General features: G+C 38.5%; 21 protein-coding genes and 1 pseudogene. 5 read left to right on the forward strand and 17 right to left on the reverse strand.

The genetic code is table 11. The features are described 5' to 3' along the window. Positions 1-127 precede the first annotated feature (127 nt). Together PLX19_RS16890 and PLX19_RS16895 are read right to left on the reverse strand one after the other, a co-directional pair. Positions 128-985: a class II fructose-bisphosphate aldolase gene (locus PLX19_RS16890; protein WP_098310043.1), complete on the reverse strand. Its 858-nt coding sequence runs from the start codon at positions 983-985 to the stop codon at positions 128-130. Positions 986-1194: 209 nt separating this feature from the next. After that, a complete protein-coding gene (locus tag PLX19_RS16895) occupies positions 1195-1563 on the reverse strand; it encodes a response regulator (RefSeq protein ID WP_272189894.1) in 369 nt (122 codons plus the stop codon). Between the two features lie 191 nt (positions 1564-1754). Between PLX19_RS16895 and PLX19_RS16900 the strand changes: the two genes are divergently transcribed. Beyond that, positions 1755-2282, forward strand: a complete 528-nt coding sequence (locus PLX19_RS16900; protein WP_272189895.1) for a DUF2529 domain-containing protein — start codon at positions 1755-1757, stop codon at positions 2280-2282. A gap of 38 nt (positions 2283-2320) precedes the next feature. On the opposite strand, the gene pyrG is transcribed toward PLX19_RS16900, so the two are convergent. The 8 genes and pseudogenes from pyrG to PLX19_RS16940 form a co-directional block, all read right to left on the reverse strand. Continuing rightward, positions 2321-3928, reverse strand: a complete 1608-nt coding sequence (gene pyrG, locus PLX19_RS16905; protein ID WP_272189896.1) for a CTP synthase — start codon at positions 3926-3928, stop codon at positions 2321-2323. A gap of 251 nt (positions 3929-4179) precedes the next feature. Next, complete coding sequence (gene rpoE, locus PLX19_RS16910) at positions 4180-4707, reverse strand: DNA-directed RNA polymerase subunit delta (protein ID WP_272189897.1); 528 nt, start codon at positions 4705-4707, stop codon at positions 4180-4182. Positions 4708-4879: 172 nt separating this feature from the next. Further along, the gene (locus tag PLX19_RS16915; protein ID WP_272189898.1) at positions 4880-5521 is read right to left on the reverse strand and encodes a TetR/AcrR family transcriptional regulator; all 642 of its coding nucleotides are present in this window, start codon (positions 5519-5521) and stop codon (positions 4880-4882) included. A gap of 57 nt (positions 5522-5578) precedes the next feature. After that, positions 5579-6718: an acyl-CoA dehydrogenase gene (locus PLX19_RS16920; RefSeq protein WP_272189899.1), complete on the reverse strand. Its 1140-nt coding sequence runs from the start codon at positions 6716-6718 to the stop codon at positions 5579-5581. Between the two features lie 13 nt (positions 6719-6731). Next, positions 6732-7862 (reverse strand): acyl-CoA dehydrogenase, encoded by a 1131-nt coding sequence (locus PLX19_RS16925; protein WP_272189900.1) that lies wholly within the window; start codon positions 7860-7862, stop codon positions 6732-6734. A 76-nt stretch (positions 7863-7938) separates the two neighbouring features. Beyond that, the gene (locus PLX19_RS16930) at positions 7939-8790 is read right to left on the reverse strand and encodes a 3-hydroxybutyryl-CoA dehydrogenase (RefSeq protein WP_272189902.1); all 852 of its coding nucleotides are present in this window, start codon (positions 8788-8790) and stop codon (positions 7939-7941) included. 15 nt (positions 8791-8805) lie between these two features. After that, positions 8806-9981 (reverse strand): annotated as a pseudogene (locus tag PLX19_RS16935) (acetyl-CoA C-acetyltransferase); the annotation flags it as partial. 106 nt (positions 9982-10087) lie between these two features. After that, positions 10088-12214: a heterodisulfide reductase-related iron-sulfur binding cluster gene (locus PLX19_RS16940; RefSeq protein ID WP_272189904.1), complete on the reverse strand. Its 2127-nt coding sequence runs from the start codon at positions 12212-12214 to the stop codon at positions 10088-10090. 292 nt (positions 12215-12506) lie between these two features. Between PLX19_RS16940 and cls the strand changes: the two genes are divergently transcribed. Together cls and uvsE are read left to right on the forward strand one after the other, a co-directional pair. Further along, positions 12507-13700 carry a cardiolipin synthase gene (cls, locus tag PLX19_RS16945; RefSeq protein ID WP_272189905.1) on the forward strand — a complete coding sequence of 398 codons (1194 nt, stop codon included), beginning with the start codon at positions 12507-12509 and terminating at the stop codon, positions 13698-13700. 70 nt (positions 13701-13770) lie between these two features. Further along, a complete protein-coding gene (uvsE, locus tag PLX19_RS16950; protein ID WP_272189906.1) occupies positions 13771-14724 on the forward strand; it encodes a UV DNA damage repair endonuclease UvsE in 954 nt (317 codons plus the stop codon). Between the two features lie 80 nt (positions 14725-14804). Here uvsE and PLX19_RS16955 read toward each other — a convergent pair whose 3' ends face one another. Both PLX19_RS16955 and PLX19_RS16960 read right to left on the reverse strand, forming a co-directional pair. After that, entirely contained in the window at positions 14805-14951 is a 147-nt protein-coding gene (locus PLX19_RS16955; protein WP_272189908.1) for a quorum-sensing peptide PapR, read from the reverse strand. Between the two features lie 87 nt (positions 14952-15038). After that, on the reverse strand, positions 15039-15896 hold the full coding sequence (locus PLX19_RS16960) for a helix-turn-helix domain-containing protein (RefSeq protein WP_272189909.1): 858 nt from the start codon (positions 15894-15896) through the stop codon (positions 15039-15041). A 168-nt stretch (positions 15897-16064) separates the two neighbouring features. Between PLX19_RS16960 and PLX19_RS16965 the strand changes: the two genes are divergently transcribed. Beyond that, positions 16065-17822, forward strand: coding sequence for a M4 family metallopeptidase (locus PLX19_RS16965; RefSeq protein WP_272189910.1), 1758 nt, complete (start codon positions 16065-16067; stop codon positions 17820-17822). Positions 17823-17867: 45 nt separating this feature from the next. Here PLX19_RS16965 and PLX19_RS16970 read toward each other — a convergent pair whose 3' ends face one another. From PLX19_RS16970 to PLX19_RS16985, 4 genes are read right to left on the reverse strand one after another with little or no spacing between them, the layout of a single operon-like run. After that, positions 17868-18470, reverse strand: a complete 603-nt coding sequence (locus tag PLX19_RS16970; RefSeq protein ID WP_272189912.1) for a response regulator transcription factor — start codon at positions 18468-18470, stop codon at positions 17868-17870. Next, complete coding sequence (locus PLX19_RS16975) at positions 18467-19594, reverse strand: sensor histidine kinase (protein ID WP_272189913.1); 1128 nt, start codon at positions 19592-19594, stop codon at positions 18467-18469. The genes PLX19_RS16970 and PLX19_RS16975 overlap by 4 nt, the downstream gene beginning before the upstream one ends. A gap of 1 nt (position 19595) precedes the next feature. Further along, on the reverse strand, positions 19596-20330 hold the full coding sequence (locus tag PLX19_RS16980) for an ABC transporter permease (protein WP_272189914.1): 735 nt from the start codon (positions 20328-20330) through the stop codon (positions 19596-19598). Beyond that, complete coding sequence (locus tag PLX19_RS16985) at positions 20327-21229, reverse strand: ABC transporter ATP-binding protein (RefSeq protein WP_272189915.1); 903 nt, start codon at positions 21227-21229, stop codon at positions 20327-20329. The genes PLX19_RS16980 and PLX19_RS16985 overlap by 4 nt, the downstream gene beginning before the upstream one ends. 146 nt (positions 21230-21375) lie before the next feature. Between PLX19_RS16985 and map the strand changes: the two genes are divergently transcribed. Beyond that, complete coding sequence (map, locus tag PLX19_RS16990) at positions 21376-22170, forward strand: type I methionyl aminopeptidase (RefSeq protein WP_272189916.1); 795 nt, start codon at positions 21376-21378, stop codon at positions 22168-22170. A 214-nt stretch (positions 22171-22384) separates the two neighbouring features. Here the strand turns inward: map and PLX19_RS16995 are convergent. Continuing rightward, positions 22385-23042 (reverse strand): Cna B-type domain-containing protein (locus PLX19_RS16995; protein ID WP_272189918.1); only part of this gene is annotated, 658 nt, incomplete at its 5' end.

The following is a 23042-nucleotide window of genomic DNA, read 5'->3' on the forward strand; positions in this document are numbered from 1 at the left end:
AAAATATTTCTCTTTAAATGCCCTAACAAGTAGAAATTTGTCTATTCCATAAAATGTTCGCGCTTTCATTATACAACGAAACGAAACCGTCTAAAAGGCTAGACGGTTTCTAAAGTCATTCTTAGAATTATGCTTGACCGTTAGAACCAAACTCACGGATTTTACCGATTACAGTCGCTTTAATTGCTTCACGACCAGGTCCGATAAATTTACGAGGATCGTAAACTTCTTGGTCTTTATTTAATACTTCACGAACCGCTTTTGTAAACTCGATTTGGTTTTCAGTGTTTACGTTGATTTTAGAAGTACCTAAAGAGATAGATTTTTTAATGTCAGCTGTTGGGATACCAGTACCACCGTGAAGTACTAAAGGTACACCAGTTAAGTCACGAACTTCTTCCATTTCTTTGAATCCTAAGTTAGGCTCACCTTTGTAAGGGCCATGTACAGAACCTAATGCTGGAGCTAGGCAGTCGATACCTGTTGCAGCTACTAGTTCTTTACATTCTTCTGGGTTAGCGTAGATAACACCTTCAGCTACTACGTCATCTTCTTGTCCACCAACTGTACCAAGCTCAGCTTCTACAGATACGTTACGAGCATGTGCATATTCTACTACTTTTTTAGTAGTTTCGATATTTTCTTCAAATGGGTGGTGAGAAGCATCAATCATTACAGATGTGAAACCTGCATCAATTGCTTCTTTACATTTTTCGAAGCTTGAACCATGGTCAAGATGAATCGCAACAGGAACAGTGATGTTCATTTCTTCGATTAAAGCTTTAACCATAGCTACAACTGTTTTGAAACCAGTCATATGACGAGCTGCACCTTCAGATACACCTAAAATTACAGGAGATTTTTCTTCTTCCGCAGCAGCTAAGATAGCTTGTGTCCACTCTAAGTTGTTCATGTTGAATTGACCAACTGCGTATTTTCCTTCTAGCGCTTTGTTTAGCATTTCTTTCATAGAAACTAAAGGCATGGTAAATCCTCCTAAAAACGTTTTTTGTATCCGATAAGTTCTTATCGGTGGTAGTATCACCACAACGAGGAAAAATATGTATAATCACATACCGGACTTTCTTCTACACTCCATAGGATACCAACTTGTACTCAAAAACTCAACTGCATTCACCTGCTCATCAGCCCATGAAAACGCTTTTTCTATATTTTTTAATAAAAAATTCACGATTATGCTTGTACAGCAATTTCTTTTCGCACAGCACCACGAATTTCATCAATATCAAACGGCTTTGCAAAGTGCATTAACGCACCGAGTTCTTTCGCTTCTTGAATCATATCTAATTCACCATAAGCCGTCATTAAAATCACTTTAATGTCTTGATTAATTTCTTTTATATGTTTTAAAATTTCAATTCCGTCCATTCCTGGAATTTTCATATCTAAAATAACTAGATCTGGGCAATCTTTTTTCACGATATCAAGGGCTTGAAAACCATTTGCCGCTTGGAATGTTTCGTAACCTTCCTTTTGAAACACCTCATGTAATAAAACACGAATACCATATTGATCATCAACGATTAAAATTTTCCCTTCCATGCTCCCCAACCTTTCTATAATAAACCCATAATTTATATTTTTCGCATCTCTTTCGATTATTTTCGCTACTTTTTATCAAATTCCTTCCTATTCTTTCTTATTTTACCGCCTCCCATTCCCTAGTGCTAGCACCATTGTGAATAAATAAGCTATAATAAAAGCCGTCAAGCACGCTAGAAAGGAGCATCACCATGTTTAAAATTTTTTCTACTCAGCTAAGTGGCTATTTCACAAACATTGCTCAGAAAGAAGAGATGAATATAGAAGATAGCGCTCGTTTACTTGCACAAGCCTTAGCCTCAGATGGGCACATTTATTTGCATGGTACGAAAGAGATGGAAGGTGTAATTTGCGAGGCTTTATATGGAATCGAGCCTATGCAAAATGCAAAACGTCTATTTGAAGACGGTAAACAAGCAGACGTAACTGCTACCGATCGCGTACTACTTATTAGCCGTTTTTCCACAGATGAAGAAATTATTTCACTAGCAAAACAATTGCAAGAAAACGGTTCTTTTATTGTTGGTATGTCAGCTAAACAAGAAGGCGAATTATCATTAGAACAATTCACCGATGCACATATTGATACAAAACTTGTAAAACCATTAATTCCAGATGATGACGGCTCTCGTTATGGTTTTCCAAGCTTAATGACAGCTTTATTTGCATATCACGGATTAAAATTTACAATCGATGACATTATGAATGAATATGAGTAACAGAAAAAGGCGCCCTATAGTAGGACGCCTTTTTCTTATTACTTACTTTCTTTATTAATAATAGAAGCTTGTACGAAGTCACGGAACAACGGTTGTGGACGGTTTGGACGAGATACAAGTTCTGGGTGGAACTGTGCTGCCACGAACCAAGGATGTTCTTTTAACTCGATAATTTCTACTAAACGGCCATCTGGGCTTGTACCAGAGAACAGGAATCCTGCGTTTTCCATATCTTGGCGGAATTGGTTGTTGAACTCATAACGATGACGATGACGCTCGTATACAACCGGTTCGTTATATGCATTGTAAGCATTTGTTTCTGGTGTAAGCTTACATGGGTATAAACCAAGACGAAGTGTACCGCCTAAATCTTCAACATCTTTTTGTTCTGGTAATAAATCGATAATTGCGTAAGGCGTGTCAGGATTAATTTCAGAAGAGTTCGCACCTTCCAATCCTAATACGTTACGTGCAAATTCGATTGATGCAAGTTGCATTCCTAAGCAAATTCCTAAGAATGGAACTTTGTTTTCACGAGCATATTGAATTGCAGCGATTTTACCTTCTACACCGCGGTCCCCGAAACCACCTGGTACAAGGATACCATCTGTATCGCCAACTAATTCTTTCACGTTTTCTACTGTCACATGCTCAGCATTTACCCATTTTACTTCTACATCAGTATCAAATTTATAACCTGCATGACGAAGTGCTTCTACAACAGAAATGTATGCATCTTGAAGCTCTACATATTTACCAACAAGAGCGATTTTTGTTTTCTTAGACAGGTTGCGTACTTTCTCAACTAATGCATTCCATTCTGTCATATCTGCAGCTGGATTGTTTAATTTCAAATGATCGCAAACGATTTGGTCCATGTTTTGCTCTTGAAGAGATAATGGAACTGCATATAATGTATCTGCATCACGTGCTTCAATTACTGCTTTTGTATCAATGTCGCAGAATAATGCAAGCTTATCTTTCATATCTTGAGAAACAGGAAGCTCTGTACGAACAACGATAATATTTGGTTGAATACCTAAGCTGCGAAGTTCTTTAACGCTATGCTGTGTTGGTTTTGTTTTCATTTCGCCAGCTGCTTTTAAATAAGGGATTAACGTACAATGAATGTACATTACATTGTCACGACCAATATCGCTCTTAATTTGACGAATTGCTTCTAGGAACGGTAAAGACTCGATATCACCAACAGTTCCTCCGATTTCTGTAATAACAACATCCGCATTAGTTTCGCGGCCCGAACGATATACGCGTTCTTTAATTTCGTTTGTAATGTGAGGAATAACTTGAACAGTTCCTCCTAAATATTCACCACGGCGCTCTTTTTGAAGCACAGAAGAGTAAATTTTACCTGTTGTTACGTTGCTATATTTATTTAGGTTGATGTCGATGAAACGCTCATAGTGACCAAGGTCTAAATCTGTTTCTGCACCATCATCTGTTACGAATACCTCACCGTGTTGGTATGGACTCATTGTTCCTGGGTCTACGTTAATGTATGGATCAAACTTTTGAATTGTTACGTTTAAACCACGATTTTTTAATAGTCTTCCAAGGGATGCTGCTGTGATCCCCTTTCCTAGAGATGATACTACACCGCCTGTTACAAAAATATACTTAGTCATGAATGTACTCCCTTCTACTTTGCTGTTATATAATTACCGCTGCAAATCGCAACGTATGTAGATAACACTTACCTTATTGTTAGACTCTTTCATTTTTCTAAACAAAAAACAAAAAAGAAAATTGCTCCCTTTATCACAAAAAGTAATAAATAGGGAGCAATTTTCTTTTATATTTACACGTAAAAGTTATTATCGTCTTTTTTAAAGAGCCCAAAAATGATTCTACATGGACGATAATGAAAAGTCAAGAACTACAGCTCTTCCTCTTCTTCTTCTTCTGATTCGTCGTATTCTAACTCATCTTCATCAACGAAATCATCATCTTCCTCATCTAAGTCATCAAGATCATCATCATCTTCCTCAGCAAGAAGTTCATCAAGATCTTCTACTTCTTCCTCTTCTTCTTCGAAGTCGGCATCTTCTTCGAAGTCCTCATCTTCATTGACATAGGCATCTAACTCATCTTCGTCAGCTTTACGTTTCTTCTTAGGCTTCGGTTGAGGTAAAATTTCTTCATCAATTTGCTCGTATGGGTACCATCCACGTAATCCCCAACGATTTTCTCCAAGGTTGATAAAACGCCCATCGATATTTAGATCTGTATAAAATTGCGCGATTTTCGCAGCAACTTGTTCTTCGGATAGTTCCAGTAATTGAGCAATTTCTTGAACTAGATCATGAAACGGTGTTGCTTGTTTTTTTTCCTCTAACAAGCTATGTACAACTTCGATCATAGACAATTCTTTTTGCTCTTCTGGTGAAAATTGCTTTAAATTCACTTGTGCGGCACTTCCTTTCTTAAAATATATCCTAATTATATAAAGGCCTGTTCAAAAAAAATCCATACTATTCATTATAAACAAAACTGCACCAAATATGCCACAAAAAAATAGGGAATTGTAAAGTGAAACTTCCATCAGTGGGGGGGCTCTTCCCCCCACTGATGGAAGTTTATTTTCCTTTTTCGTTTTGAATCATATGAGCGCCATTTAACACATAGCAAATTTGCATCTCTGTATACTCTTCCAGTGTATAAAGTTTCTGCAACGCCCAGCGACGAAATCCCCACATTTGCCCTTGAATAAAAATATTATGAGCAAGCAATTGAATCTCTTTTTTTGTTAAAGTAAATACTTTATTTTGAACACATTGCTGCAAAATATCTTCGAACATCCCTACCATTTGAAATTCTTTCTCTAGTACGTAAGGCAGCGATTCTTTTGGTAGAAAACGAACTTCTTGATACATAATAAGAACCTCTTCTTGCAATTCATCCATAACTTTAAAATAATTTGTAATCGCTGCTTTCAAACTATCAACATTGCCATTTCCTTTACAAAGCACTCGTTCTAAGCGCTCTTTTACATGTTCATAAATACTATCACACACTAAATAAAGCACATCATCTTTCGTTCGAATATATTCATAGAGTGTACCAATGCTAAAGCCTGCTGCCTTTGCGATTTCTCTCGTTGTTGTGCGCGGAAATCCTTTTTGTTTAAAGAGCTGCACAGCACCCTTAATCATTTGTTCACGCCGAAGTGCAATGAGTCTTTCATCTTTCACAGATGCTTGTACATTGTGCTTAGCCATCTCCTTCACCCCTTTGCATGAAGAAGCGTAGGGGGCTCCTACGCTTCTTCATAAATTCTACTTTGTTAACATACGTGAAATAACAAGGCGCTGAATTTCTTGCGTCCCTTCGTAAATTTGCGTAATCTTTGCATCGCGCATAAAGCGTTCCACTGGATAATCCTTTGTATAACCGTATCCTCCAAATACTTGTACAGCCTCTGTTGTCACTTTCATCGCTGTATCTCCTGCAAATAATTTAGACATTGCTGATTCTTTTCCATACGGTAAACCTTCTGATTCAAGCCAAGCCGCTTGATATGTTAACAAGCGCGCCGCCTCTACTCCCGTCGCCATATCCGCTAGCTTAAATCCAATTCCTTGCTGCGCGGCAATTGGTTTCCCAAATTGATGACGTTCCTTCGCATAATCAGCAGCAGCATCAAGTGCGCCTTGTGCGATACCAACGGCTTGCGCGGCAATACCATTACGACCGCCATCTAACGTTTGCATTGCAATTTTAAATCCTTGTCCTTCCTCGCCAAGTAAATTCTCAGCAGGAATGCGGCAGTCCTCAAATATAATCTCCGTCGTCGGTGAAGAACGAATACCAAGCTTGCTCTCTTTCTTCCCAACAGAAAACCCCGGCGTACTGCTTTCCACAATAAATGCACTTGTACCGCGCTGCTTTGATTCTGTATCTGTCAGTGCAAATACAACATAAATATCTGCAATTCCACCATTTGTAATGAAAATTTTCGAACCATTTAAAATATAATGATCGCCGTCACGCTTTGCTGTTGTTTTCATTCCGCCAGCATCTGAGCCAGAACCCGGCTCCGTTAAAGCGTAAGCGCCAATTTTCTTTCCTTCTGCCATCGGGCGTAAGTACTTCTGCTTTTGCTCCTCTGTACCGAATGTAAAAATTGGCCATCCTGCAAGCGATGTATGCGCCGATAATGTTACACCTGTAGATGCACAAACACGCGACAACTCTTCTACTGCAATTACGTAAGCTAAGTAATCGCTTCCAATTCCGCCGTACTCTTCAGGCCACGGAATACCAGTTAAGCCAAGTTCCGCCATTTGATCAAATAAAGTGCGGTCAAAGCGTTCTTCTTCATCGCGCTCTGCTGCCGTTGGTGCGACTTCATTTCTCGCAAAATCACGAACCATTTTTCGAATCATTTCATGCTCTTCTGATAGTTTAAAATGCATCTCTATTTCCCCCTTAAAGTGCTCTGCTAATAACTAAACGCTGAATCTCACTTGTTCCTTCATAAATCTCACATATTTTTGCATCACGGAAGAATCGCTCTGCAGGATACTCTTTTGTATAACCGTAACCACCTAACACCTGCACACCTTCAATTGCCACTTCTACTGCTGTTTTGGAAGCAAATAATTTTGCAATTGACGCTTCCTTCCCGCACGGTAAACCTTGTGCTCTTAGTGACGCAGCACGATATACAAGCAAACGAGCTGCTTCAACAGACGTTGCCATATCCGCTATCTTAAACCCTAGTCCTTGCTGCGCAGCAATTGGCTTGCCAAATTGATGACGTTCTTTCGCATAATCAGTAGCACACTCCAGCGCTGCTTCAGCGATACCAAGTGACTGTGCCCCGATACCGATGCGACCGACATCTAAATTTGCCATCGCCACTTTAAATCCTTGCCCTTCTTCACCAAGCAAATTCTCAGCAGGAACTTTCATATCTTCAAACGTTAATTGCACTGTACGAGAACCTAATAACCCCATTTTGTGTTCATCTTTCCCAATAATTAAACCCGGTGTATCTTTTTCAACAATAAATGCCGATATTCCGCGCGTACCTGCCTCCGGATTCGTCGAAGCAAAAACAATATATGTATCTGCCTCGCCGCCGTTTGTGATAAATACTTTCGAACCGTTAATAACGTACTCATCACCTTGCCTAACTGCTCTTGATTTTAAACTCCCTGCATCCGACCCGGCGCCTGGCTCCGTTAACGCAAATGCTCCTAAATATTCACCAGTTGCCAACTTCGGAAGATATTTTTGTTTTTGCTCTTCTGTTCCAAAATATAAAATCGGATTCATTCCAACAGATGTATGTACGGCTAAAATCACCCCTACGGTAGCGCTTACTTTTGAAATTTCATGAATGGCTAAAATATACGAAATAAAGTCCATTTCCGCTCCGCTGTATTTCGCTGGAATCGGTATCCCCATTAGTCCAAGCTCACCCATTTTCTTTAGGACTTCTCTAGGAAACACCCCTTGTTCCATAATTGGAACAAAGGGAGCTATTTCCTTCTGAGCGAAGTCCCGAACCATTTTTCGCATCATTTGCTGCTCTTCTGTAAATTGAAAGTTCATCTGCTCCACCTCAAATTATTTTTCATTGTGATTGAATGACTTGGTAAGACCACTAGTAAATAGAAAGAGGTATTACTTATTCATAAACGTAAAAGCCGCGTCCTGTCTTCCGTCCTAGCCAGCCTGCGTTTACATATTTACGTAGGAGCGGGCATGGTCGATATTTGCTATCTCCTAATCCTTCATGCAGTACTTCCATAATGTATAAACAAGTATCTAAACCGATAAAATCAGCAAGTGTCAGCGGTCCCATCGGATGATTCATGCCAAGCTTCATAACTTCATCGATTGCTTCTTTCGTTGCCACGCCTTCATATAGCGTATAAATTGCTTCGTTAATCATCGGCAATAAAATACGGTTAGACACAAACCCAGGGAAATCATTTACTTCAACTGGGACTTTACCGATTTTTTTTGTAATATCCTCAATCGTTTCATATACTGCGTCCTCTGTTGCTAAGCCGCGAATAATTTCAACTAGTTTCATAACCGGAACCGGGTTCATAAAGTGCATACCGATAACTTTTTCTGGACGATTCGTAACAGCTGCAATTTCAGTAATTGGCAGCGAAGATGTATTTGTTGCTAAAATCGCATGCTCCGGTGCTAATTCATCTAAGTTCGCAAAAATTTTCTTTTTAATGTCCATTCTTTCTACAGCCGCTTCAATGACAAGATCTGCTTCTTTTACACAGTCTAGCGTAAGCGTTGCTGTCAGACGATGTAACGTTGCCTGCTTATCGTCTTCGCTCATGCGGCCCTTCTCAACTTGCCTAGATAAATTTTTCGTAATAATTGCGATGCCGCGATCTAACTGTTCTTGCTTTAAATCTTGCATATATACGTTATAACCTGCCATCGCACACACTTGTGCAATGCCAGAACCCATTTGCCCCGAACCAATTACAACAATGCTTTGTACCGTCATGCTTATAGCCCCCTTTTAATGAACCTCAATCATAATTGCGTCGCCTTGGCCACCACCACTGCAAATAGAAGCAATCCCAATTCCGCCACCGCGCTGCTTCAATGCATGAATAAGGGTCACAATAATGCGCGCCCCGCTCGCTCCAATTGGATGCCCCATCGCAACAGCTCCGCCATTTACGTTAATCTTCTCTGGATCAATGCCTGCAATATTCGCACTTGCAATTGCCACAGCAGCAAACGCTTCATTAATCTCAAATAAATCAATGTCTTCTATTTTCTTGCCAGTTTTCTTTAATAGCTCGTTAATGGCATAACCCGGTGTTCTTGGAAAATCCTTTGCTTCCACCGCTATCGCTGTATGCCCTAAAATTGTTGCAAGCGGCTTTCTTCCTTCTTCCTTCGCACGCTCTTCACTCATTAATACGAGCGCTGCTGCTCCATCATTCAAACCTGGCGCATTTCCAGCTGTAACCGTTGCATCCTTATCAAATACAGGTTTTAGCCTTGCTAATTTTTCAACTGTTGTATCTTCGCGCGGCGCTTCGTCACGCGCTACGACTACCGGCTCCCCTTTTCGCTGTGGCACAGATACAGGAACAATTTCCTCTTCAAAGCGGCCTTCCTTTTGTGCTTGGATAGCAAGCATGTGACTTCTGTATGCCCATTCGTCTTGCATTTCGCGGGAAATACCATCTTCTTTGGCAACATCGCCGCCGTACACCCCCATGTGCACGCCAGTAAATGAGCACGTTAAACCATCTGCCACATTTAAGTCGACAACTTCGTTATGCCCCATGCGATATCCCCAGCGTGCGCCGCGTAAAATATATGGACTATTACTCATTGATTCCATGCCGCCTGCTACAAGTAATGAATGATCGTCAGTACGAATAATTTGATCCGCTAACGTTACAGCACGAAGTCCAGATGCACAAACTTTATTCACTGTTTCCGTGCGAGTCTCCCACGGAATCCCAGCTTCTCGTGCTGCCTGGCGCGATGGAATTTGACCTTGTCCTCCTTGAATAACCGTCCCAAATACAACCTCTTCAATATCACTTGCTGCAACATTCGCACGCTCTAATGCCGCTCGAATTGCAATTCCTCCAAGCTCCGTTGCCTTTACATCCTTTAAAGCTCCCCCAAACTTTCCAACAGGTGTTCTTGCAGCACTTAAAATTACTGTTCTTGTCAAAACATACTCCCCCATTTCTTCTTATTTATGGCGTTGATTGAACGCTCGTTCAGTGCAGCTGTTGTGAGAAAGAGGTGCAAGGTTTGCACCTCCCCTATATCTAAAGTTGTACGGATTCTTGCATTGCTTCTTTCTTCGGTCCAATGACAGAGCGCTCTAAAATCTCTGTTATATCTAGCGTTTGCACGCGCTCTTCTACCTCTTTCGCCTTCGTACCATCGCTGATCATCGTTAAGCAATACGGGCATCCCGTACCGATAATCGTCGGCGATGTCGAAAGTGCTTGTTCAGTACGTGCCACGTTAATACGTGAACCAGCCGTCTCTTCCATCCACATCAGACCGCCGCCCGCTCCGCAGCACATTCCTGTTTCACGATTACGCTCCATTTCAACAACCTTCACACCTGGAATTGCTTTTAAAATATTACGAGGCGCTTCGTACACTTCGTTGTAACGACCTAAATAACAAGAGTCGTGATACGTAATCGTTTCTTCTACGTGGTGAACTGGCTTTAAGCGCCCTTCTTTCACCCACTGTGCTAACAATTCTGTATGATGATAGACTTCTGCTTGTAAGCCAAAGTCCGGATACTCATTTTTAAACGTGTTGTACGCATGCGGGTCGATCGTAACAATCTTCTTCACGCCTGCTTTCTCGAACTCTTCAATATTTTTATTCGCCATCTCTTGGAAAACAAATTCATTTCCAAGGCGGCGCGGTGTATCTCCTGAGTTTTTCTCTTTATTTCCGAGGATAGCAAAGGAAATGCCAGCTTCATTCATTAATTTCGCAAACGATAACGCAATTTTCTGACTGCGATTATCATAAGATCCCATAGAACCTACCCAAAATAAGTATTCAAACTCTTCGCCTGCTTTTGCTTTTTCTTTCACAGTTGGGATGGAAACTTCCTCTTCCATCGTACGCCACGTTTCACGCTCTTTACGATTCAGTCCCCACGGGTTTCCTTGACGCTCGATATTTGTTAGGGCGCGCTGCGCTTCTGGATCCATTTTTCCTTCTGTTAAAACGAGATAACGGCGCAAATCAATAATTTTATCAACATGTTCATTCATAACTGGACATTGATCTTCACAGTTACGACACGTTGTACAAGCCCAAATTTCTGTTTCAGTAATGACATCACCAATTAAACTTGGATTGTATGCGAGCGTTGCTGCAGATTCATGTTGTCCATCTCCAGTTGCCATCATCGCTAATTGGTTTCCTTTTGTATTGTTAAACGCAACAGTTGGTACCCACGGTGCGCGCGACGTTACTGCTGCACCTTTATCTGTTAAATGGTCACGCAATTTTAAAATTAAATCCATTGGCGAAAGCATCTTACCAGTTCCTGTTGCCGGACACATATTCGTACAGCGGCCGCACTCTACGCATGCATATAAATCAATAAGCTGCGTTTGTTTGAAGTCTTCGATTTTCCCAACGCCAAATGTTTCTTGCGTTTCATCTTCAAAATCAATTTTTTCTAATTTTCCTGGGTTTGTTAAACGGCTAAAGTACACATTTGCTGGTCCTGCAATTAAATGCGCATGTTTCGATTGTGGAACGTAAACTAAAAACGTTAACAAAATAAGTAGATGCATCCACCAAGCGAAATAGAACAGGGCAATTGCAGCTGTTTCGCCAATTCCAGAAAATAAGTAAGCGATTGCAGAAGCAATTGGTTCGCTCCATGATAATTCCTCTCCATGCCAAATGATGCCCATTCCATTACCAAGGAGAACAGATAACATTAAGCCACCGATAAAAATTAAAACAAGTCCCGCTTTAAAGTTCCTCTTTAAGCGAACAAGTTTCTCAATATATCTTCTATAAAAAGCCCAAAAGACTGCGATTAAAATGACGAGTGTGACGATTTCTTGGAAGAATGTAAATGCAGAATATAGTGGTCCAAGTGGAAGATGTGATCCTGGTGCTAAGCCTTTCCATATGAAGTCAATTGCTCCAAACTGGACAAGAATAAATCCGTAAAAAAACATAACGTGCATGATACCGCTTTTTTTATCTTTGAGCAGCTTCTTTTGTCCGAAGACATTCCCTTTAATAAGATCCCATCTTTCTTTGAAGCGGCGATCAAACTCTACTTTCTTTCCTAATCGTATGTAGGTAATTCGTGTGCGTATAAGATACACAAATAAATATGCTGCATACGCTATGATGGCAATTGTCGCCAACCAATTTACAATTAACAAGCTATTCATATTTCTGCCAACCCCTCTACATGTAGTATACTTATTTATTTTCGAATCTTCAAAAATAAATAATTTTCTGAATTCACTACCCCTACTCCCATTATATGATGAGTGAGCATTCAGTCAACAGTTTTTTGTTATACAACAATATATTTTTTCATAAAGCTTTTTATTTCGGTGAAACTATAAAGCGACACTTCCATCAGTGGGGTTTTTCATTCTCCTTTGATGATGAGTTGAACCAATCCATTACTACCTTCGAATAATCGGATAAAAATGAATACAGAGTGGGAATGATTGCATGAACTTCTTATTTCTCGCCCTTGTCTTTCTCTTACTATGGGCAACTTTTGACTTCATCTATGGAAGAAAAATTCATTTAAACAACCTTAAGCCGCGTTCCTTTCCTGTACGCCATAGTAATTTTAAACTTTATACATATGGCGAAGCGTTATATAAGGAACTGTTTACTGATATACAACACGCTAAACATCATATACATATTTTATTTTTTATCGTAAAAAATGATGAGATTAGTCATACATTTTTACAGCTTTTAATGGAAAAAGCGCAGCAAGGCATCGAAGTGCGCCTTCTTCTTGATCGAATCGGCAGTCATCATTTGTCAAAACAAATGATTATTAAACTAAAGCAACATGGTGTGCACTTTTCATTTTGTCATAAAATCCGCCTTCCTTTTCTCTTTTTCTCTGTTAACCAAAGAAACCATAGAAAAATTACAATTATTGATGGGAAAATTGGGTACATTGGAGGCTTCAACATCGGAGAAGAGTATTTAGGGCACAACCAAGAACTAGGGCCTTGGCGGGACTATCACCTACGCCTTACCGAAGAAGGTGTACAAGATTTGCAAACGCAGTTTCTACATGATTGGCGCGATGATACAAATGAAGACTTATTACATGAAAATTATTATTTCCCAATACTAAAAAAAGGAGGGACTTCTCATCAATTCGTACCAACTGACGGCGCATATTTACAACAAATTTTTCTCGATCTTATCGAAAATGCAACAAAAGAACTGTATATTGGTACGCCCTATTTTATTCCTAGCAAAAAACTAATGAACGCATTGCTACGCGCTCAAAAAAGAGGCGTTCATATCACTATACTCGTACCTAAAAAAGCAGATCATCCGTTTGTTCGCGAAGCAAAACTTCCATATTGCCGGAAGCTTATTAAAGCAGGCTGTCATATTTACGAATTTCTAGATGGATTTTTTCACGCGAAAATTGTAATGGTAGATGGTTGTATTTGTGATATTGGAACGGCAAATTTTGATAAGCGAAGCTTATATATTAATCATGAAATTAATTGTATATTATATGGCTCGCCATTTTTAGAACAAGTGAAGAAAGAAATTGAGCAAGACTTAGAAGCATCCGTTTTACTTTCTATGGACGATGTGTCTTCGCTCTCTCTCCTTGACAAAGGAAAGGAATGGATTGGAACGCTATTTTCTTTTTTCCTATAAAGTGAAACTTCCATCAGCGCGGGGCTTACTACCCGTTAAAACAGGATAAATACAGAAAGGCAGGATACAAATGCGCATCAGATTTGGATATGTCTCACATGCACTTGCACTGTGGGACTGTTCTCCTTCAAAAACACTTACATTTACAAAGTGGAAAGAAATGAACAAACAAGCACGCGATGAAAAATTATATGATGTGACAAAACAAAATATTTTGCATACGTTACGCATCTTGCACTATAATATCGCACATGAAATTGAATTATATCGCCTATCTTCTTCTATTGTTCCATTAGCTACACATCCAGAGGTAAAATTCGATTACATCAACCCCTTTGGAGATTTATGGAAAGAAATGGGGGAGCTAATTAAAAAACATCATTTGCGCGTAAGCTTTCATCCGAATCAATTCACGCTGTTTACAAGTGAGAAAACACATATTACGACAAATGCCATTCTTGATATGACATACCATTACAACTTGTTATCTGCCATGAACATTGCGGATTCTGCATACATTAACATTCATGTCGGAGGAGCATACGGGAATAAAGAACAAGCCTTGCTTCGATTTCATGAGAATATCAAAAAACTTCCTGTCTCTATTAAAAGGCAAATGACACTTGAAAATGATGATAAAACATATACAGCAACCGAAACATTAACGGTTTGTAAACGGGAACAAATTCCCTTTGTCTTCGATTATCATCACCATGTTGCAAATCCATGTGAAGAATCATTAGAAGAACTGCTTCCAGCTATTTTTGCAACTTGGAATCACACAAATGTCCTACCAAAAGTTCATATTTCTTCGCCAAAATCAAAAAAAGAGTTTCGGGCGCATTCTGATTATATTGACGTTCCATTTATACAAAAGTTCCTATCGACTGCAAAAGAATTAAATCAAGACTTCGATATTATGATTGAAAGTAAACAAAAAGATTTAGCACTCTTTCAACTAGTAGCGGACCTTTCATCTATTAGAGGCGTAAAACGCCGAAGCGGCAGCATCCTTGAATGGTAAACCTATGCCAAAAAGTATTATAAAAAAAATAAGACCTAAAAAAGAAACAACCGCCTTGAATAGACGGTTGTTTTTATATCTTAGTGCTCAAATGGTAAATCTGAAGCTAACTGTACTACATCGCTATGATTTGTTACTGCTTGATTTTGATCTACTAGCGTACCGCCAAATGAAATACCTGCTAACATTGCTAATGTCAATAAACTACCAACAAGAAGTTTCTTCATATTCCATTCCCCCATGTCTTTTTTTCTAATATAACATGAAATTTTATCCATAAAACATGCAATTGTGCATACCCATTTTTTGCCTATCTAAATTTTCATCTTTTTTAAGAGCGTATTTTTGTAAGAATTTAAGTCTAATAGTTCAAAAAAGAAAAGCGCTTTCTCATAAGCAACTCTAATATCATCTTCTAAATGTCCTAGTTGCTCAAGACATTCTCCCTTTTGATAAAATAACTGCCCAATGAGTGTCATGTTACTAATTCGGCATGATGTTTCGATTGCTTTTTCAACGTGATAAAGAGCTTCTTCATACTGTTCATCTAAATACAATGCCTTTGCATGATTATAGCCAACCTTTATGGCAAACTCCTCGTTACTATGTAATGATTCCAGCTGTTTTAAAATATCTTGATAAAGTTCAATGCTTTTTTGAATACATTCATTTTCCGCATAAATATTTGCAATTGAATTTTCAATGTATAAATTTTGAAATACGTCGATTCCCACTAATTGCTGATTTATTAATTTTTTCAGCTCCAAAATGCAGTATTCATAATTCACTTTTTTCAACACATACGCTGACAAGTGATAATGCCAAAGAAGAAACTGTTGAAACTCTGGATGTTCTTCTTCTTTCTTTAATTCATCCCACACCTTTTTATAAATTTCTTCATATTTCTTTTGTTTGCATAACGCTTTAATATGAATCTTAAATTGTTTTTTTCGTTCAATATCAGAATAAGCCAGTACTTCATAAAAATGAATAATCGGTACTTGTAGCTTCGCTGCAATCCCTTGCAATATATCCATACTTGGATATACTACTCCTGATTCAATTCTACTTACTTCTGATTGATGACATATATTATCAGATAGTTGCTTTTGTGTCAAACCTCTCATCATTCTAATCTTTTTAATTTCAGCTCCTAGTTTTTGCGCGTGCATATTCGTCCACCATCCCATTTATAGCAATTTAGTTTTAAAAATGGTCACACCACTACAATAATGTCAATTCGACAATTTTCGATATGAAATATTGCATAATTTATATAAAATTCAGCAATTTCCTCTTACAATTCATCTCATACAAATACAAGATTAGGAGTGTTAAAGATGAATTACAAAAAAATGACTAGTGCCCTTTTTGCTTTCGGCTTGCTCTGTCCTTTATCAAGTGAAGCAATTCATGCTCAAGAAATTGATAATAACCAGGTGAAAGTTGACATTGCTCAACCTGGTCTAACAATCGGAGCATTAACAGAACCCCAAAACGATACGAAAGAAAATATCGCGAAAAAATACTTAAAAGGTGAAGTACAAGGGGCAAAAGCACAACAAGAGCAAGTTACCACTGAAAAAAGTGCTGATTTCCAACTAACAAATCAAGAAACAAAAGAAAACCAAACAGAAGTACGTCTTACCCAAACTTATAAAAGCTACAAAGTATACGGCCAAGACTTAATTGTAAAAGTAGATAAAAATGGAGTAATTACAACTGTCAGCGGTAAGGTTACCCAAAATTTAGAACAACAACCTAATCTTACTATAACAAATTTTTTGTCGAAAAATGAAGTAAAAACTTCCTTACGAAATTCTCTTCAAATTCCAAACGATGCGTTAGAAAAAGAATTTACTAGTGAAACTGTCATTTATAGAAAGCAAGACGGCAGCTATACATATGCAGATGTTATTACATTTACATATGAAAATAATGATCAAATCATTAACGGTCAAGCAATTATTGATTTAATTCATAGTGAAATGTTATTCCAAGAAAAAATGGTAAAAAATAAAGAAAAACAACCTATTCCACAAGCTGGGATTCCTCAGTTCTCTCCAGCAAAGAAACACGGAGCTGGTGTAAATACACTACTAGAAAAGGTATTATTTAATATCGCAAAAGGAACTGATGAAAAATTTTATTTAGCTGATTTAACGCGTGGTAATGGTATTTATATTTATGATGCAAACTATGCGGATTCACAAGGTGGATATAACCAAACTGGTTATCCTGGCACACTCGTTTCTAGTACATCAACTACATTCGCAGATAAAGAAGCTGTTGGTGTTATGAAAAACATGAGTGCTATTTATGATTATTATAAAACAAAGCACAATCTCAAAAGCTATGATAATAAAGATGCAAAAATTGTTGCAAGCGTACACGGATTTGATTCTACTGAAGTAAATGATGGCGTAAAAACAAACTATGAAAACGCTTTTTGGCATCCAGGTTGGAACCAAATGGTATTTGGCGATGGCTTAAACGGAAAATTAACATCTGCTATTGATGTAACTGCACATGAATTTGGACACGCTGTATTTAGCGGAACAACTAAAAATAAAGTTGTAAAATATCCAAACGATGAAACAAATGCATTAAACGAAGGACTTGCGGACTTCTGGGGAACACAAGTAGAGTTTTACGTAAAAAAAGACAAAGGAAATTGGATTATGGGTGATACATTAGACGGCCAAACAATTCGTGATATTCCAAACGAAATTGGTGACCGTGGTAAAAAACTATATACAAATTTACAAGATTTCTATAATGACGGAAACAACCAAGAATCTCACGCAAATTCAGGTATTATTAGCCACGTTCTTTATCAATTGGTCGAGGGAAAAACATATAATGGTGTAACAGTCGCAAAACAAGGGAACGAGAAAGTAAGCAAAATCGTTATGCGAGCCCTGCAAAACTATGCAACATCAGCAGAAGATTTTGAGTCCCTTCACTCTCACATTGTACAAGCTGCAAAAGATTTATATGGCAATGCAGTAGCGACACAGGTGGAAAAGGCATTTATTGCTCATGGTTACAAAGCGTTACCACAAGGAAATAACGTAATTGAAATACAAAAAAAATAATAATTAAAAAGATGTTTACCGATTCACATTGGTAAACATCTTTTCTCATATCCACCCTTTTTCTTCTGCAATCGTAATCGCCTCGATCCGATTTTTCGCATCCAACTTCGTTAAAACATCGGAAATATAATTTCGAACAGTTCCAGATGAAAGATATAGTGTTTTGGCGATTTCATTTGTCGTCTTTCCTTCTTTGGCTAATAGAAGAACTTCTTTTTCCCGATCTGTTAACGGATTTTGTTCTTGCCAAAGTCCAAACATAAGCTCCGGAGAAATTTCTCGTTTTCCATTCATAACATTACGAATTGCCGCTGCAAGATCTTCACTCGGACTATCTTTTAATAAATATCCATGAACATTCGCTTTCATTGCACGCTCGAAGTAGCCAGGACGAGCAAATGTTGTTAAAATCATAACTCTGCACAGTGATTGTTGTTTCCGTAATGTTTCAGCAACATCCAGCCCGCTCTGAATCGGCATTTCAATGTCCATAATACTAATATCCGGCTGTAATGTTTCAATTAGCTTTAAGGCCTCTTCTCCGTTCTCCGCTTGTCCAACAACTTCAATATCATCCTCTAAATCCAGCAAAGCTCCTAACGCTCCGCGAAGCATACGTTGATCTTCGGCAATGATGATTCGAATCATGCACGCGCACCCTCTTTCCCTGTTCTTATGACAATTGGAATATGTATTGTTAACATCGTTCCATTATGAACATCATTTAATTTAAGCATTCCATCAATAAGAGCCAATCGCTCCCTCATGCCAAGAATACCATTCCCATCATGATTTTTTTGTAATCCAATACCATTATCCTTTACTTGTACAGCCAATTTCCCTTGTACTTCAAGCAGAGTAATTACGCATTCCGTTGCCTTACTATGCTTAACAACATTTGTCACCGCTTCACGTATACACATTCCTAAAATGTTTTGTTCTAGTGGTGATAATACATTCGTACTTGTCTCCTGCTGCACTTCTAACGATATGCTAGCAGCTTGAAGAATCACCTTCACTTGCTCTAGCTCTTCTTCTACAGTAATCATCCGCATATCAGAAATTAATTCTCTCAATTGTTTTAACGCTGTTCTTGATGTTTGCGTGATCTCCTTTGCCTCCAGACAAGCACGCTCCGGATTTTTCACAATAAGCTTCTCAACAAGCTGGCCTTTTAATGTAATAAGCGATAACGTATGTCCTAACGTATCGTGCAAATCTCTTGCAATGCGCTGCCGTTCTTCTCGTTTTACTAGATCACGAATTTGTTCATTCGCTTCACTTAGCTGTGTTCTTAATATCTTTTTCTGATTAAAATTCCGCATGCCAAATGGTGTAACAATCATTAAAATAAACATTGGGATCATAGTTATAGCAGACGTGTTTGTAAACTCGCGGATGTTCACCAACATAAAAGAACCAATCATTACAATAAAAAAGAAAAACAACAATCGAAATTGTTTCTTTGTCGGTGTAAACCCCATTGCATTTGCTGTAAAAAATCCAAAGAAAATCATAGATGGGTGATAAAACATACTAAATAAGAAAGTAATTACAAATTGAATACAAGCCCATATAACAAAGTTCTTTGGCACAAAATAAAGCTGGCGGTATGCAATAACAAAGAGTACAAGCATCCCGCCTCCTAATATCAACTTCCAACCTGATTGCCCCATCAAGTAGTAAAGAGGGTACAACAAATATACGAGCCATATATAAGGGAAGACTCCCATATGTCTTGGAAAGATTTCAAACTGCTTCTTTTCGATCATGTTATACCGCTTCCTGTCTTTTTCTTATATATATTGATAGTACAACAAAAGCGATAAAATAACCTCCCAAAATTGCCGCATTTTCCCAACCGATTGTCTTGCCGGCAACAATGTCCCAAGCTCCGCTTCCGAAATGATATGTCGGTGTCCATTCCCCAATACTTCTTAACGTCTTTGGAAATATTTCAATCGGCGTCCACAAGCCTCCTAGAATCGCTAAACACATATTTAATATATTTGCTAGTCCGGTAGCCGCATCCGCTTTCTTAATCGCACCGATAATCGTTCCAAGTGCTAAAAATGGTGTAACACCAACCAATAGCCATAATCCAGCGCCAATCCACTGTCCAATTGTTAACTGTACATCATTAATGACTATACCCGCGATGAAAATAACGATGATTGAAAAAGCATTTACAACCGTTTGAGCAATAATTTTAGCTGTTAAATATACTCCTTCTGGCAGTGGTGTAATTTGTAAAAGCTGTGTCCACCCTTGCCCTTTTTCTTGTGAAAGACGAACACCGAAACTAAAGAGTGCTGTTCCTACAATACTAAAAGTAGCCATTGAAATTAAATAATGCACTTTCCATGCATCTCCGTTTCGCGGCACTGACACAACATTTGTAAAAATATAATAAAATATAACTGGCATTAATAAAGAGAAAAAGATAAATAATTTATTGCGAAACGTACGTAATATTTCTATTTTACATTGCATCCAAAACGCTCTCATGCGATTTCCTCCTTCTGATTAGCGACAAATTGTTCAAAAGCTTCATCTAAGCTGCCGCGATCAACAGCAATATCCATAACAGGCAAGTTTTTATGAAAAATTTCTCGAAGCGTAGCATCCGTATCATCTGTTGTCAGCACCACACGTTTTTCATGCCACTGGACACTTGTAACATGAGATAGGCTGCGAAGCATATTCGTCGGCAATTCCTCTTTCACATAAAATGAAATTGTTTTTTGAGAAATTGTTGCTTTCATTTCATCTGGCGTTCCATCAGCAATGATTTTTCCATTACCAAATAATAAAATTCGATCTGCTAACGCATCTGCTTCTTCTAAATAGTGCGTTGTTAAAATTATTGTTTTTCCTTCACCTGCTAATTTTCGAATTGTATCCCAAAAGCTTTTTCTAGATGTAATATCCATCCCTACTGTTGGTTCATCCAAGAAAAGTAAATCGGGATTTCCCGCAAGTGCAAGCGCAAAATTTAAACGTCTTTTTTGACCGCCAGATAGCTTTTCACACCTTTGCTTTCTTTCTGATTCTAAATTGGATAACTTAAGTAATGTCTCTTTTGCAATTGGATTCGTATAATAACTACGAAACAAGTCAATTGCTTCTTCTACTGACACGCTATCAATGACGCTCACTTCTTGCAACATTGCTCCTAGGCGATTGCGAACATCTCGGTGTTTTGGGCTCTTACCGAAGATAGAAACTTTTCCTTCTGAAGGATCCCTTAATCCAAGCATCATCGAAATTGTTGTCGTTTTCCCCGCTCCGTTCGGTCCAAGTAATGCAACAATCTCTCCTTTCGTTACTGTAAATGAAACGTTATTTACTGCCTTTTTATGTTTAAATGTTTTTGAAACACCATTTACTTCAATTACTTGTTTCATTCCTCCACCTCCGTCGTTCTTATATTTATATTGTATAAATTGGAAGGGATGGAAAACAGTATGAGACGTCATGACATGAATATGACAAATGTCAGAAAATCTTGAAATGGGTGACTTCCCACGTTGGTAGCAGGACAAAAATAAACATGATACAATCATATAAGATGTACATTCGAGGAAGGACAGTGGTTTTCATGATTATTCGCAATGAACAAGATTTAGAAAGCTTACGAAAAATCGGCCGCATCGTTGCGCTTGCTCGCGAGGAAATGAAAAAACAAGCGCAACCAGGCATGACAACAAAAGAGCTTGATTTAATCGGCAAGAAAGTATTAGATGAGCACGGTGCTATTTCTGCACCTGAAAAAGAATATAATTTTCCAGGGACAACTTGCATTAGCGTCAATGAAGAAGTTGCACACGGCATCCCAGGAGACCGCGTTCTAAAAGAAGGCGACTTAGTAAACGTCGACGTATCTGCAGCACTTGATGGTTACTACGCAGATACAGGTATTTCATTTGTTCTTGGACAAGACGAAGCAAAAGAAAAGCTTTGCGCTGCTGCTGAGAGTGCATTTTGGGCAGCTATGAAAAAAATAAGAGCTGGTGCAAAACAAAACCAAATTGGCCGTGCAGTTAACAATGATGCTCGTAAAAATGGCTATAAAGTCATTGAAAACTTAACGGGACACGGCATTGGCCTTAGCTTACACGAAGCACCAAACCATATTTTAAACTATTTCGATCCAATGGATAGCACTCTCTTAAAAGACGGCCTTGTCTTAGCAGTAGAACCATTCGTATCAATGGGAGCAGATCATATTATCGAACGTGGCGACGATGGCTGGACATTTGTCACACCAGATAAAAGCCTTGTTGCTCAGTGTGAACATACAATCGTTGTAACTCGCAGTGAACCGATTATTTTAACAGCGCTATAAGCAAAAAATACAGGAATTATAGTAATCTAACCCCTGTCATAAAAAACGAAATCAGCGCGTCCCAGTACTCAATTTGGGCGCGCTGATTTCATTTTAAAAAGCTTTCAGTTTTCAGCATAGAAAAAACCCTTTAGGGCTCATTCTTTTCTTCACCTGTCCATGAAGTTTTTTGAATGATTTCCTAAAGGGGCTATCTATAATACTCTAAATCTTTTTATTGTTTCATTCGTTGACGAGCGAATAACATTCCACCTAAAACGAACAATACCATACCTCCAACAATTGAAATCATCTCCGCTGGTGTTCCTCCCGTTTTAGGAAGTAATACTGTCGTCTTATCGTTTTCTTTATTGGATGGAACTTTTATATCGCTATTTGTGTTCGGATCTTTCGGATCTATGTTTGGACCCTTGGATGGATCTTTGGGATCTTCATCTGTCCATTCCGGAATCTTTGTATTTGTAATATCATAACCTTTTACTTCTGATTTGTATCCTGCTACTTCTTGTTCTTTTATTTCGTACTTATATACTTTGCCGTCTGCATCGTACGCTTGGAGATTATCAAACGTGTACCTCCAATTGGTTGCTTCTGTTACGTCCTTCGTGTCAACTACTTGACCGTTTTGTAGTAAGTCGACCTTGATTGTACTTGGACGTTCTTTCGCATTATCGTCTTTCCACGTCTTCGTTCCTTCTACTTTTGTTTGACCAACCTTTGTATTCGTAATGTCATAACCTTTTACTTCTGATTTATATCCTGCTACTTCTTGTTCTTTTATTTCGTACTTATATGCTTTGCCGTCTGCATCGTACGCTTGGAGATTATCAAACGTGTACCTCCAATTGGTTGCTTCTGTTACGTCCTTCGTG

This window comes from Bacillus sp. BP-3 (genome assembly GCF_028401955.1).
Classification (GTDB): Bacteria; Bacillota; Bacilli; order Bacillales; family Bacillaceae_G; genus Bacillus_A.

Coding starts and splice junctions, on each gene's coding strand:
- PLX19_RS16985 (WP_272189915.1), bottom strand. CDS start 21,229: ATGAAACAAGTAATTGAAGTAAATGGTGTTTCAAAAACATTTAAACAT.
- PLX19_RS16900 (WP_272189895.1), top strand. CDS start 1,755: ATGTTTAAAATTTTTTCTACTCAGCTAAGTGGCTATTTCACAAACATT.
- PLX19_RS16890 (WP_098310043.1), bottom strand. CDS start 985: ATGCCTTTAGTTTCTATGAAAGAAATGCTAAACAAAGCGCTAGAAGGA.
- PLX19_RS16965 (WP_272189910.1), top strand. CDS start 16,065: ATGAATTACAAAAAAATGACTAGTGCCCTTTTTGCTTTCGGCTTGCTC.
- PLX19_RS16980 (WP_272189914.1), bottom strand. CDS start 20,330: ATGAGAGCGTTTTGGATGCAATGTAAAATAGAAATATTACGTACGTTT.
- PLX19_RS16940 (WP_272189904.1), bottom strand. CDS start 12,214: ATGAATAGCTTGTTAATTGTAAATTGGTTGGCGACAATTGCCATCATA.
- PLX19_RS16915 (WP_272189898.1), bottom strand. CDS start 5,521: ATGGCTAAGCACAATGTACAAGCATCTGTGAAAGATGAAAGACTCATT.
- PLX19_RS16955 (WP_272189908.1), bottom strand. CDS start 14,951: ATGAAGAAACTTCTTGTTGGTAGTTTATTGACATTAGCAATGTTAGCA.
- PLX19_RS16930 (WP_272189902.1), bottom strand. CDS start 8,790: ATGACGGTACAAAGCATTGTTGTAATTGGTTCGGGGCAAATGGGTTCT.
- PLX19_RS16960 (WP_272189909.1), bottom strand. CDS start 15,896: ATGCACGCGCAAAAACTAGGAGCTGAAATTAAAAAGATTAGAATGATG.
- uvsE (WP_272189906.1), top strand. CDS start 13,771: ATGCGCATCAGATTTGGATATGTCTCACATGCACTTGCACTGTGGGAC.
- cls (WP_272189905.1), top strand. CDS start 12,507: ATGAACTTCTTATTTCTCGCCCTTGTCTTTCTCTTACTATGGGCAACT.
- map (WP_272189916.1), top strand. CDS start 21,376: ATGATACAATCATATAAGATGTACATTCGAGGAAGGACAGTGGTTTTC.
- PLX19_RS16925 (WP_272189900.1), bottom strand. CDS start 7,862: ATGAACTTTCAATTTACAGAAGAGCAGCAAATGATGCGAAAAATGGTT.
- PLX19_RS16975 (WP_272189913.1), bottom strand. CDS start 19,594: ATGATCGAAAAGAAGCAGTTTGAAATCTTTCCAAGACATATGGGAGTC.
- PLX19_RS16970 (WP_272189912.1), bottom strand. CDS start 18,470: ATGATTCGAATCATCATTGCCGAAGATCAACGTATGCTTCGCGGAGCG.
- pyrG (WP_272189896.1), bottom strand. CDS start 3,928: ATGACTAAGTATATTTTTGTAACAGGCGGTGTAGTATCATCTCTAGGA.
- PLX19_RS16920 (WP_272189899.1), bottom strand. CDS start 6,718: ATGCATTTTAAACTATCAGAAGAGCATGAAATGATTCGAAAAATGGTT.
- PLX19_RS16895 (WP_272189894.1), bottom strand. CDS start 1,563: ATGGAAGGGAAAATTTTAATCGTTGATGATCAATATGGTATTCGTGTT.